This is a genomic window from Geobacillus sp. FSL K6-0789 (assembly GCF_038593135.1).
Lineage (GTDB): Bacteria > Bacillota > Bacilli > Bacillales > Anoxybacillaceae > Geobacillus > Geobacillus stearothermophilus.
On sequence record NZ_CP151966.1, the window covers coordinates 1,180,715 to 1,192,901 of the forward strand.

11 protein-coding genes and 1 pseudogene are annotated in these 12,187 nt (G+C 54.1%); all 12 read left to right on the forward strand.

The features are described from left to right. Nucleotides 1–68 precede the first annotated feature (68 nt). The 12 genes and pseudogenes from NSQ51_RS06215 to NSQ51_RS06270 all read left to right on the forward strand — a co-directional run bounded on the left by NSQ51_RS06215 (nt 69) and on the right by NSQ51_RS06270 (nt 11,883). Nucleotides 69–1,364 carry a pitrilysin family protein gene (locus NSQ51_RS06215; RefSeq protein ID WP_049624704.1) on the forward strand — a complete coding sequence of 432 codons (1,296 nt, stop codon included), beginning with the start codon at nt 69–71 and terminating at the stop codon, nt 1,362–1,364. Next, entirely contained in the window at nt 1,345–2,634 is a 1,290-nt protein-coding gene (locus NSQ51_RS06220; RefSeq protein WP_049624705.1) for a pitrilysin family protein, read from the forward strand. The genes NSQ51_RS06215 and NSQ51_RS06220 overlap by 20 nt, the downstream gene beginning before the upstream one ends. A 191-nt stretch (nt 2,635–2,825) precedes the next feature. Then, entirely contained in the window at nt 2,826–3,542 is a 717-nt protein-coding gene (locus tag NSQ51_RS06225; protein WP_033012192.1) for an SDR family oxidoreductase, read from the forward strand. Between the two features lie 67 nt (nt 3,543–3,609). After that, entirely contained in the window at nt 3,610–3,858 is a 249-nt protein-coding gene (locus NSQ51_RS06230; RefSeq protein ID WP_033016862.1) for a DUF3243 domain-containing protein, read from the forward strand. Nucleotides 3,859–3,986: 128 nt separating this feature from the next. After that, a complete protein-coding gene (locus tag NSQ51_RS06235) occupies nt 3,987–4,778 on the forward strand; it encodes a DUF3388 domain-containing protein (protein WP_049624706.1) in 792 nt (263 codons plus the stop codon). A 26-nt stretch (nt 4,779–4,804) separates the two neighbouring features. Further along, nucleotides 4,805–5,698, forward strand: a complete 894-nt coding sequence (locus NSQ51_RS06240; protein WP_049624707.1) for a RodZ domain-containing protein — start codon at nt 4,805–4,807, stop codon at nt 5,696–5,698. Nucleotides 5,699–5,778: 80 nt separating this feature from the next. Continuing rightward, complete coding sequence (gene pgsA, locus NSQ51_RS06245; protein WP_033016861.1) at nt 5,779–6,357, forward strand: CDP-diacylglycerol--glycerol-3-phosphate 3-phosphatidyltransferase; 579 nt, start codon at nt 5,779–5,781, stop codon at nt 6,355–6,357. A 27-nt stretch (nt 6,358–6,384) separates the two neighbouring features. Continuing rightward, nucleotides 6,385–7,629, forward strand: coding sequence for a competence/damage-inducible protein A (locus NSQ51_RS06250; RefSeq protein ID WP_049626371.1), 1,245 nt, complete (start codon nt 6,385–6,387; stop codon nt 7,627–7,629). Between the two features lie 177 nt (nt 7,630–7,806). Next, nucleotides 7,807–8,175 (forward strand): annotated as a pseudogene (locus NSQ51_RS06255) (ATPase domain-containing protein); the annotation flags it as partial. Between the two features lie 713 nt (nt 8,176–8,888). After that, on the forward strand, nt 8,889–9,266 hold the full coding sequence (locus tag NSQ51_RS06260; protein WP_033012180.1) for an HNH endonuclease signature motif containing protein: 378 nt from the start codon (nt 8,889–8,891) through the stop codon (nt 9,264–9,266). Between the two features lie 27 nt (nt 9,267–9,293). After that, a complete protein-coding gene (gene recA / locus NSQ51_RS06265) occupies nt 9,294–10,127 on the forward strand; it encodes a recombinase RecA (protein ID WP_033012178.1) in 834 nt (277 codons plus the stop codon). A gap of 388 nt (nt 10,128–10,515) precedes the next feature. Continuing rightward, on the forward strand, nt 10,516–11,883 hold the full coding sequence (locus NSQ51_RS06270) for an ISLre2-like element ISGsp3 family transposase (RefSeq protein WP_342462722.1): 1,368 nt from the start codon (nt 10,516–10,518) through the stop codon (nt 11,881–11,883). The last annotated feature ends 304 nt before the right edge of the window (nt 11,884–12,187 follow it).

Here is a 12,187-nt window from a genome sequence, read left to right on the forward strand (position 1 = left end):
TATATTGTTGATAAGACATCTCACAATAAGCATGCCGCCCATTTTGCGACAGAAAAGGAGGAGTTGGATTGGTCGACGAAAAAGTCACAGCGGTCGGACCGGTTCGCGTCCATACGATTTCGACCGATAAGTACAAAACGAACACGATCGTTTGGAAAATGAAGGCCCCTCTTGCTAAAGAAACGGTCACGCTGCGCGCGCTTTTGCCATACGTCTTGCAAAGCGGCACGGCCGACTATCCGAGCGTTAAGGCGCTGCGCACCTATTTGGATGAACTGTACGGGGCGACGCTGAACGTCGATTTAACGAAAAAAGGCGAACATCATATCATGACGATTCGTATCGATGTCGCCAATGAACGATTTTTGCCGGAGCAAACACCGTTGCTTTCGAAAGCGCTTCAGCTCTTGGCCGATCTTCTGTTCCGCCCGGCTCTTGATGGCGGGCGGTTTGTCACCGACATTGTCGAGCAGGAAAAGCGGGCACTCCGTCAACGCATTCAGGCGGTGTATGATGACAAAATGCGCTATGCGAACATGCGCCTTGTAGAAGAAATGTGCAAAGGCGAACCGTACGCGCTCTCGCCTAATGGCGAGCTCGAGGATGTCGACGCCATTACAGCGGAAAGACTGCACCGCTATTATGAGCGGGCGTTGGCTGAAGATGAGCTTGACCTGTATGTCATCGGCGATATCGACGAAGAAGAGGTGCTCAACACCGTCCGTCAGCGCTTTTTGCTGCCCGACCGCGCAGAGCCGGCGCGTACGCCCCAAGCTCAGGCAAAAGCGCGTGGGGAAGTGAAGGAAGTGATCGAACGGCAAGACGTCAAGCAAGGAAAATTGAACATCGGCTACCGAACGAATGTCACATACGAGGATGACGATTACTACGCCTTGCAAATGTTTAACGGCATTTTTGGCGGTTTTTCCCATTCGAAGCTGTTCATCAACGTCCGCGAGAAGGCAAGCCTTGCCTATTATGCCGCCTCAAGGCTTGAGAGCCATAAAGGGCTTTTGATGGTCATGTCCGGCATTGAACCGGCCAACTATGAGAAGGCGCGCCGCATCATCGATGAGCAAATGCAGGCGATGAAAAACGGCGATTTCACAGATGAAGAAATGGCGCAGACGAAAGCGGTCATCCGCAACCAGCTGCTTGAGACGCTCGATACGCCGCGCGGGCTTGTCGAGGTGTTGTACCATAACGTCGTCTCAACGCGAAAGCGCCCGATCGATGAATGGATGGCCGGCACCGATCAAGTGACACGCGAGGATGTGGTGCGCGTCGCTGACAAGGTGGAGTTGGATACGGTGTACTTTTTGACCGGAATGGAGGCGACGGAAGATGGAAAAACGGGTGTATGAGACGCTGCGCGAAGAGCTGTTTTATGAAAAAATGGACAACGGTCTTGACGTGTACATTTTGCCGAAAAAGGGATTCAACAAAACGTACGCCGTGTTTACGACGAATTACGGTTCGGTGGACAACCAGTTTGTCCCGCTCGGTAAAACGGAGATGAAGCGCGTTCCGGACGGCATCGCCCATTTTTTGGAGCATAAGCTGTTTGAAAAAGAAGACGGCGACGTGTTTCAGCAATTCAGCAAACAAGGCGCCTCGGCGAACGCCTTTACGACGTTCACCCGCACCGCCTATTTGTTCTCAAGCACCGACAATGTCGAGAAAAACTTGGAAACGTTGATCGATTTTGTGCAAAGCCCGTACTTTTCCGACAAGACAGTGGAAAAAGAAAAAGGGATCATCGGCCAGGAAATCCGGATGTACGACGACAACCCAGACTGGCGCGTCTATTTCGGCGCCATCGAAAGCATGTATCACAACCATCCGGTCAAAATCGACATCGCCGGCACAGTTGAATCGATCGCCCAAATTACGAAAGAGTTGCTGTATGAGTGCTACGAAACGTTTTACCACCCGAGCAACATGCTTTTGTTTGTCGTCGGCCCGGTCGATGAACAAAAAATCATGCAGCAAATCCGCGACAACCAGGCGAAAAAGTCGTTCCCGCAAGCCCCGGAAGTGAAGCGGTTTGCGTATGAAGAACCGAGCGCAGTAGCGGAAAAGAAAAAAGTGATTCCGATGCATGTGCAGACGAACAAGTGCTTTGTCGGCATCAAAGCGCCGTCCGTTCCTGAAGCCGGCGAACAAAAACTTCGGCATGAGCTTGCCTTCCACGTCGCATTAGACTATTTGTTTGGAAAAAGCTCGCCGCATTATGAACGGCTGTACCGCGAAGGATTGATCGATGATACATTTATGTACGATTATACAGAAGAGCGCGGGTTCGGCTTCGCGTTGATCGGCGGCGATACAAGGGACGCTGAACGGCTCGCTTCGGAAATTCAAACGGTGCTGCTGTCGTTTGCCGCGGAGACTATAAAAAAGGAAGAATTTGAGCGGGTGAAAAAGAAAAAAATCGGCGCTTTTTTGCGCGCGCTCAACTCGCCGGAGTATATCGCCAACCAGTTTACGCGCTACGCGTTTTACGGCGCGAGCTTGTTTGACATTTTGCCGGCGTTGTCATCGTTGACGCTTGACGACGTTGCAGCCATTGCCGATGTGTGTTTCCGCGATTCGCAAATCGCCGTTTGCGAGGTTGTGCCAAAAGGGCAATGACAGGGGCTGACCGAAAGAGCGGTAATGCCCCTATCTGGGGCAGCATGGAAAACTAGACCACCCTGAAACCCCTGGTAAAACCAACGATTTCAGAGGTGGTCTCTTTCCCATGTTTTTCAGTTTCATTTCATCAAAAAGGGGCTTTTGCGTCAGCCCCTTTTTTGCGTCCAACAGAAGGAGGAGAACGTTCGATGCGCTATGCGTTAATTACCGGAGCGTCAAGCGCGATCGGGCAAAGCATCGCCCGCGAGCTCGCGCAAGGCGGCTATGGACTTTTTCTTCATTACTACCGGCGCCGCGCGCCCATTGAGGCGCTGCAAGCCGAACTAACCGGCGTGCACACCGTGCCGGTGGAAGCGGATTTGTCGATGCCGGGCGGGGTCGACCAACTGCTTTCCCGCCTCGACCGCCCGATCGATGCCATCATTTATAACAGCGGGGCCACGTATTACGGGTTGCTTACCGACATGAATGACGAGCTGATCGAACGGATGGTGCGCCTCCATGTGACAAGCCCGGCGCAGCTTGTGAAAAAACTGCTGCCGCCGATGATTTCGAAAAAGCGCGGCCAAATTGTGTTCATTTCTTCGATTTGGGGGTTGTGCGGCGCCTCATGCGAAGCGGTGTATTCGATGACCAAGGGCGGGCAAAACGCGTTCGCCAAGGCGCTGGCGAAAGAGCTCGCCCCGAGCGGCATCCGCGTCAACGCCGTCGCGCCGGGAGCGATCGCCACAGATATGCTCCGGCCGTTCAGCGAAGAAGAATTGGCGGCGCTCGCCGATGAAATTCCGGCCGGCCGGCTCGGGACCCCTGAGGAAGTGGCGAAAACAGTGGCGTTTTTGTTGTCGGACGCCGCTTCTTACATCACCGGCCAAATCATCTCTGTCAACGGCGGCTGGTATTGTTGAGCGTATATTTTTTTCGCCCGCAGGCAAACTACCCTTGAAACGTTCATCAAGGAGGGAGGGAATGAACATGTCGGTACTGGATAACTTTGAACAATGGAAAGACTTTTTATCGGAACGTCTGCAGCAAGCGCAGCAACAAGGTTTGACCCAGCAAGTGATCTCGGATGTCGCCTATCAAATCGGGGACTATTTGGCGAAACACGTCGACCCGAGAAACCCGGAAGAACGGGTGCTCGCCGACCTTTGGAGCGTTGCGGATGAAAAAGAACAGCATGCCCTTGCCAACATGATGGTGAAACTTGTCCAACAAAAATAACACCCGGTAAAGAGAGGGGCTCCCTCTCTTTTTTCTTTCCTCTTTTCGGTTGCTTTTCCGTTCGCGGTTATAGTAGTATGAACTTAGCATAAGGCGTTCGTGCGGACAGCGGCAAGGGAGGAGACGGGATGGGCAAGCAGGAGTGGTATTTGGAGTATGAGATTCATGTCAACCGTCCAGGGTTGCTCGGCGATGTCGCCTCGTTGCTCGGCATGTTGTCGATCAACATCGTGACGATCAATGGCGTCCGGGATTCGCGCCGCGGCATGTTGCTTCTTTGCGACAGCAGCGAACAAATCGAGCGGCTGGCGACAATTTTGCGGACGATGGACAACATTACGGTGACGAAACTCCGCCAGCCGAAGCTGCTTGATCGTTTGGCCGTCCGCCATGGCCGCTACATTCAGCGCGATGCCGACGACAAAAAGACGTTTCGCTTCGTTCGCGACGAGCTTGGGCTGTTGGTCGATTTTATGGCAGAAATTTTTAAAGAAAAAGGGCATAAGCTCATCGGCATTCGCGGGATGCCGCGCGTCGGCAAGACGGAGTCGATCGTTGCTGCGAGCGTATGCGCCAATAAGCGGTGGCTGTTTGTATCATCGACGCTGATCAAGCAGACCGTCCGCACGCAGCTGATGGAAGACGAATATAGCGAGGACAACATTTTCATTGTCGACGGCATCGTTTCGACGCGCCGCGGCAATGAGCAGCACTGGCAGCTCATCCGTGAGCTGATGCGCCTCGAGGCGACGAAGGTCGTGGAACATCCGGACATGTTTATCCGCCATACGGAATATACGCTTGATGATTTTGACTATATTATTGAGCTGCGCCATGAACCGGATGAAGACATTTCCTACGATGCGATTGAACGCCCGTCCTTGCTGGGCGGAGACGGATTTTCCGAATTTGGATTTTAATTTTAACAAGTGGAAGGTGTTGGCTGTTGACGGAACTGGGAAAACGTTTGCGGGAAGCGCGAGAGGAAAAAAACATCAGCTTGGACGAGCTGCAAGAGATGACGAAGATTCAGAAGCGGTATTTGATCGGCATTGAAGAAGGGAATTACGCCATTATGCCGGGCAATTTTTATGTGCGCGCCTTCATTAGACAATACGCCGAGGCGGTCGGCCTCGATCCGGATGAGCTGTTTGAACAATATAAGCAGGACATTCCGCAATCGTACCAAGATGATCTTCCGCAGCCGCTGTCGCGCGTGAAAACGCGCCAACAGCTTTCCGCCGAAGGGACGAAATGGCTCGACTGGCTGCCGAAAGCCTTGATCGCGGCGGTCGTCGTCGGGGCGGCCGTTCTTGTTTGGGTGCTGCTCCAGCGCGGCACGGCAAACGAGCCCCCGGCGAAAACGAGCCCGGAGACGGCGGAAGTGGAAAAGCCGAAACAGTCGCCGCTTGAACAGGCGAAACAAAAGCAGTCGGCGAAGGAAACGGACGAGAAGGAAACGAATGAAAACGGACAGCAAAATGAACAGCCAGCGCCGACTGGCGAAGAAGAACAGCCGGCTGCGGCGATGAATGTGACGGAAAAGCGCGGCAACACGGCGACGATTGAAGTCGCCAGCTCTGGCGCGTTTTCCATCGAGCTTTCATCCAAAGGAACGTCATGGGTCGAAGTATACAATACGAAAGGCCATACGTTTTACCGCGGCAACTTGACAAGCGGGCAGACGAAAACGTTCGATCTGTCGGCCGAAAGCGAAGTATGGGTGAAAATCGGGCGCACGCTCGATGTTGAGATGAAGGTGAACGGCCAACCGTTTGCCTACCCGTTTGCCCCGAAAGAGGAAGTATACCAAAAGCTGCATTTCGTGTTGAAGAAATGATGGAACAGGGCGCTTTTCCGCAGGAAGGCGCCTGCTTTTCGCACGGACTGAACTATGTTGAATGAGCGGAGGTATTTGTGGTGAACTTGCCGAATAAAATTACGGTAGCGCGCATTATGCTCATCCCGTTTTTCTTGATCGTGATGCTCGTTCCGTTCGGGTGGGGAAGCATCCAAATCGGCGGGACAGAGCTTCCGGTTGCCCATCTTGCCGGCGCGCTCATTTTCATCATCGCCTCAGCCACGGACTGGATCGATGGCTACTATGCCCGCAAATACGGGTTGGTGACGAATTTAGGAAAATTTTTAGATCCGCTTGCCGATAAACTGCTTGTGTCAGCAGCGCTCATCGTGCTCGTTGAACTCGGCGCCGCTCCGGCTTGGATGGTGATCGTCATCATCAGCCGCGAATTTGCTGTTACCGGCCTGCGGCTCGTGCTCGCCGGGGAAGGGGAAGTCGTCGCTGCCAACATGCTTGGCAAAATCAAGACATGGACGCAAATTGTCGCCATTTCCGCTTTATTGTTACATAACTTCCCATTCTCGCTCATTTCGTTTCCGTTCGCTGAATTGGCGCTGTGGGTGGCGGTCATTTTTACGATTTGGTCTGGCTGGGATTATTTTGCGAAAAACAGACATGCGTTTTCCCATTCGAAATAGCCGGCCACAAAGGGGGAGAAAAGTCTGTTGAACGCGGAGATCATTGCCGTTGGCTCTGAGCTGTTGCTTGGGCAAATCGCCAATACGAACGCCCAGTTTTTGTCGCAGCAGCTGGCGATGTTTGGCATTAACGTCTATTTCCATACCGTCGTCGGCGACAACGCCGGCCGCCTTGAGCAGGCGGTGAAAACGGCGCAAACGAGAGCGAACCTCATCATTTTCACCGGCGGCCTCGGCCCGACGAAAGACGATTTGACGAAGGAGACGATCGCCCGCCTGCTCGGCCGCCGGCTCGTGATCGACGAGGAAGCGCTCCGAGCGATTGAGGTGTATTTTGCCCGCACAAACCGGCCGATGACAGAAAACAATAAAAAGCAGGCGCTCGTCTTGGAAGGATCGACGGTGCTGAAAAACGAGCACGGCATGGCGCCAGGGATGGCGCTTGTGGCAGACGGCATTACGTACATGCTGCTGCCCGGGCCGCCGAAAGAAATGCGGCCGATGTTCAAAAAATACGGAAACGCCTTTTTGCGCCGTACGTTTTCGCTTTCCGAGCGCATCGAGTCGCGCGTCCTCCGCTTTTTCGGCATCGGCGAGTCGGCGCTCGAGACGGCGATCGCCGACTTGATCGACGCCCAGTCGAACCCGACGATCGCCCCGCTTGCAAACGACGGTGAGGTAACGCTCCGTCTGACGGCGAAACATCGGGATCAGGCGAAAGCCAAGCGGCTGCTCGACGAGGCGGAAGCCGCCATTTTGACGCGCGTCGGCCGTTATTGTTACGGGTATAATGATGAAACGCTGTTTACAAAGACATTGGCACGGTTAAAAGAAAGAGGATGGACAATCGCTGCAGCGGAAAGCTTGACTGGAGGCATGTTCCTTGAAGAGCTGACAGCTGTGCCGGGGGCGTCGGCTGCTGTGCGCGGCGGCGTTGTCTGTTACACAAACGGCGTAAAAGAACACATCCTTGGCGTGCCGCGGCCGCTGCTGGAGACGGACGGAGCGGTAAGCGAACCGTGCGCACGCCTGCTCGCTGAGAACGTGCGCACGATGTGCGATGCGGATATCGGCATCAGCTTCACCGGCGTCGCCGGCCCCGATCCGCTTGAGGGCCATCCGCCGGGCACCGTGTATGTCGGCATCGCCATGCGCGGGCGCGACACCGTCGTCCACCGCCTCACCTTATCCGGCACGCGTGATGCCATTCGCATCCGCACCGCCAAATACGGCTGTTTTTTTCTGCTTGAGATGCTCGCGGCCGACTGCTGATCGGCCTCCCCCTTCCTTCTCCATTCTCCACCGCACATCGTTTTTTCCACCGCATGAGTATGGCGATTGTTGCTAGTTTCTCCACCGAAAAAACGAATGGACGTTCGTTTTTTGCTTGGCAATGGCCGCAAAACGCGGTATAGTATAAGTAGTCCTAGAATAAGGAGGAGTAGGTTAGTGAACCAAGATCGTCAAGCTGCATTGGAGCAGGCATTAAAACAAATTGAACGACAGTTTGGCAAGGGGGCCATCATGAAGCTCGGCGAGCAAGTCGACCGCAAAGTGTCGGTCGTGCCGAGCGGTTCGCTAGCGCTCGACATCGCGTTAGGCGTCGGCGGCTATCCGCGCGGGCGGATTGTGGAAATTTACGGCCCGGAATCGTCCGGGAAAACGACCGTTGCCCTTCACGCGATCGCTGAAGTGCAAAAGCGGGGCGGGCAAGCAGCTTTCATCGACGCAGAGCACGCGCTCGACCCCATCTATGCACAAAAATTAGGGGTCAATATCGATGAATTGCTGCTTTCCCAGCCTGACACGGGCGAGCAAGGTGCGTCACGTTTCCGTATAAGTGCGTAGGCACGAAAGCGGAGTCCGATGGGAACATCGGGACAACTCTACAGCCGAGTTGGAAGGTGAAATTCCTTCCCGTGGTGATAGTCCTATATCCACGAGCCTGAGACTCCTGCATGCATTCCGGTGCACCCTCACCGGGATGTATGAAGCCAGGTGAAGTCGTAACCCAAGTAGCCTAAGGCCGCAAAATGTGGCTATGGCGAAAGTGGTGCGGGGCTCCTTAAAAGACGCCTATGGTGACGAAAGGAACCTATGCGTGAAGCTCGGTTACCGGTGCTCCCTGAAAAGGGACCATACAGGACGAACCACCGTGTCTTGTTTGCGGTGTTTCCTTTAACCGGCTGGCTTAGTTCGGTTACTGCTCTGATGGGTAGCGGACGTTCCAATCAGAGGTCCTGCCGAGTAGAGTAGGCACCTAAGGGCGTTCAAAAGAAGGGATAGGCTGTAGGGAACGTGAGAGGCCCCCTAAGGAGGAGACAGGGCTGGTCGATGATATCTTAGGGGGAGTCAGCGGTTCCATAGTAATGATGAAGGAGCGCCGTTTGAACCCCAAAGGCAACGATGGGGGAGGAAAAAACGCTCTGGAGTGAAGGGAACCAGCCGGGGCGGCAAAGTATCTACATGTTACGGCAAGCAGGCTAATTCATGGCACTTCCACCCAGTATTATAAAAAGGGAGAAAGGAGCATGAAGGTAAACAAACTTGTCGTAAAAAGCGAACAGGACTTGAGAAACTGCTTGGATCTTCTTTATCAAGAAGCTAAAAAGGGAAAACATTTTTACGGGATGCTTGAGTTGCTTCAAAATGATGTTGTCATTTTAGAAGCTATTCGCCACAGAGATAAAGGAAAATGCAAAATATGTGCTGTATACTTAAGTCCCGGTAACTTCCACTGCCATCATATTGACCCGAGTAAACCTTTAAGTGAGATCAATAAGACCGTTAATCTAGTTAGCTTATGCAACCAATGCCATAGGCTTGTCCATAGCAACCAAGAACCGCCGTTTACAGAACGAAAAATGATTGACAAACTAACGGAGTATAGGAACAAGCTGAAAATATAAAAGTTCTGTTCGCTGGAAAAATTGTAGGTGCTGTTGCCATGTCATCGCGAGGTGATATGGTGGAGAGATAGCCCAAACGGGGCTATCGAAGCTGTCCCGGTGGAACGCCGTGTGCGGGGAAACTCGCACGCACGGTGTGGGGTGGGGGAAAAGCCGGAGATTGCATCAAAGGCTTACCTATCACTATCGCTCGAAATCGCGGAAGCGCTCGTGCGAAGCGGCGCGGTCGACATTATCGTCATCGACTCGGTGGCGGCGCTCGTGCCGAAAGCGGAAATTGAAGGGGAGATGGGGGACGCTCACGTCGGCCTGCAAGCGCGGCTGATGTCCCAGGCGCTTCGCAAGCTGTCCGGCGCCATTAACAAGTCAAAAACGATCGCCATCTTCATCAACCAAATTCGCGAAAAAGTCGGCGTCATGTTTGGCAATCCCGAGACAACGCCGGGCGGGCGGGCGCTCAAGTTTTACGCTTCCGTCCGCCTAGAGGTTCGTCGCGCCGAGCAAATCAAGCAAGGCAATGATATGGTCGGCAACAAGACGAAAATCAAAGTCGTCAAAAACAAAGTCGCGCCGCCGTTTAAAACGGCTGACGTCGACATTATGTACGGCGAGGGCATTTCCCGCGAAGGGGAAATCATCGATATGGCGTCTGAACTTGACATTGTGCAAAAAAGCGGCTCATGGTATTCGTACAAAGACGAACGGCTCGGCCAAGGGCGGGAGAATGCAAAACAATTTTTGAAAGAAAACCCGCATATCGCCGAAGAAATCGCCCGCGCCATCCGCAAACATTACGGCATCGATGATGGCGAAGCAGGCGGCGAACCGATGCAAGACGAATTTGGGCTGCTTGAGGAATAACAGACGGAAGGCGTCCTGGCATGACTGGGGCGCCTTTTTCCTAGCTGCCGAAACGGAACGGCCATTCACGTCCCTTTGCAGGATATGCCGGAGGACGCCCGACTAACTTGCAGGCGGTTCCGTTTCTTTTCGCATTTTGCCAAAAAGAAGAGGAAGAGCAGAACGCTCTGTGTGCCGCGGCTTAAGAAGGGCTCCTGTGGTGTGAGTAAAATATTTGTGGGTGACATTCCGAAATGATCCCCGACGAGGGTTGCGAACTTTTGTTCGCGACGCTCGTCGGGGCCACCAAGCGAAGCGCGGTAGAAAAAGCAAATGTCGTGAAAAAAGGACTCTCTCCCTGCTATGATGGTGATTGGCAAACCAACCGAAAACAGGAGGGAGAGAGTCCATGAAACATCTTACCACAGAATGGCCTTTATTAAAAGAGCTGGAGGAGCAATTAGTCAGAACTCTTCAAAAGGTGTTCGCTGTCTTGTTGGCGGCCCTTTTGGAGGAGATTGATCAACAACTGGCGGAAGCGCGGGACAAGCGCCGGTATCAGCTGAAAGACAAACGGCCGACTACGATCCAAACGCTGTTTGGAGAAGTGACGTTTCGACGGAACTACTACTATGATCGGCAGGCGGGGGCGTATACCTTCTTGCTGGATGCCGAACTGGGCTTTGATGGAGCGCAGTCGATCAGCCCTTGCCTCGAGGAAACGGCGGTCGAGTTGGCCGTAGAGTGCTCTTCCTACCGCAAAGCGGCCCGTACGTTGGAGTCGATCGTGGGGTATGCGGTCCTAAGCCACGAGGCGATTCGCCAACTGGTGCTGGAGGCCCCTGTCTCGCTGCACCGCCCTGTTTCCCAACGGCACGGCCGAGTGCTATTTGTGGAGGCGGATGGGCTGTTCATTTCCCGCCAGGGGAAAGGGAAACGGGCGAAAGAAGAGAAAATCCTGGCGGTTCACGAGGGATGGAAACGAAACGGTTCGCAGCTCGAGCTCGTGAACCGGCGCCACTACCTCCATGAAGGGGCGGGAGACGTGTGGGAACGGTTTGAAGAGTGGCTGATGAACGAATATGCCTATGATCCGTGCCGGGACCTTTTGATCATCAACGGCGACGCGGCGTCGTGGATCACGGCCTGCCGGGAGTATTTTGGGAAGCGGGCGTGCTTTCAGCTGGATCGATTTCATGTGGCGCGGGAGCTGCGTCAGTGTCTGTCCGGCCATCCGCGTTGGCGGGAGGTGCGGAGGAAGCTGGCGAAACAAGACGAAGAAGGACTTTTGGTCGAGCTGAACAGCGCGGTCGGCACGTTGGGGGACGAAGGCAAAGAACAACAGCTGGCCGCCTTGATTCGCCGGATCGAGTCGATGCCGGGATGCATCCGGGACTATCGGGAGTGGCTGTCGGAGCAAGGGGTGGAGACGACCGGCATGCGTCCGATGGGCCACGCCGAGAGCGTGATGAGCCGGTTTGCGCATCGGGTGAAATCCCGCCGCAGCTGGAAAGACCAAGGGCTTCGGGCGTTTCTGAGGGCGATGGCGGCCCGAATCGACGGGATTTGGCGGAGAAATGGGCAGTTGGTGGAGGAAGAAGAGACCCGAACGGCGGCCTCGGCCTCAACAAAGTCCAAGCGGGTTGAACAGGCCAAACGGAAGGCCGGACGGTTATGGGCAGATGTGGTGCGTCAGAATCTACCGTGTCTGCAGCGGTCATCCGGGACGCCGATCCATCAAGCGTTGTCGGCGCTCCGGGATGGTGGTTGGGTGTAAAAAAATGGAATATCTTATCATCGCCTCAAGATGAGGGATGAGAGTCCGAAAGCGCTTACGATATGAATTCCTGAAAATGGTTCGCTAACTAGTGATTGACAACACCCGTAGTGAACCGAAAAAATGTTCTCCACAAAGTCTTGACTGACTCGCTCCTGTGTAATATCTTGACAATTCCTACCGCCGCCTTTACAATGAACATGTATATTTATCCATGTACACGGCAGGGTCGCGTGACCGCCCGCAGCGGCGTACTGCTTGGATGCGGGGGCGCGTGGAAATGGCCAGGCAAACGACCAAGCCA

Excerpts from the sequence above, each read along its gene's own strand:
- NSQ51_RS06270 (WP_342462722.1), top strand. The coding sequence starts at position 10,516 with ATGAAACATCTTACCACAGAATGGCCTTTATTAAAAGAGCTGGAGGAG.
- NSQ51_RS06235 (WP_049624706.1), top strand. The coding sequence starts at position 3,987 with ATGGGCAAGCAGGAGTGGTATTTGGAGTATGAGATTCATGTCAACCGT.
- NSQ51_RS06220 (WP_049624705.1), top strand. The coding sequence starts at position 1,345 with ATGGAAAAACGGGTGTATGAGACGCTGCGCGAAGAGCTGTTTTATGAA.
- NSQ51_RS06230 (WP_033016862.1), top strand. The coding sequence starts at position 3,610 with ATGTCGGTACTGGATAACTTTGAACAATGGAAAGACTTTTTATCGGAA.
- NSQ51_RS06225 (WP_033012192.1), top strand. The coding sequence starts at position 2,826 with ATGCGCTATGCGTTAATTACCGGAGCGTCAAGCGCGATCGGGCAAAGC.
- NSQ51_RS06260 (WP_033012180.1), top strand. The coding sequence starts at position 8,889 with ATGAAGGTAAACAAACTTGTCGTAAAAAGCGAACAGGACTTGAGAAAC.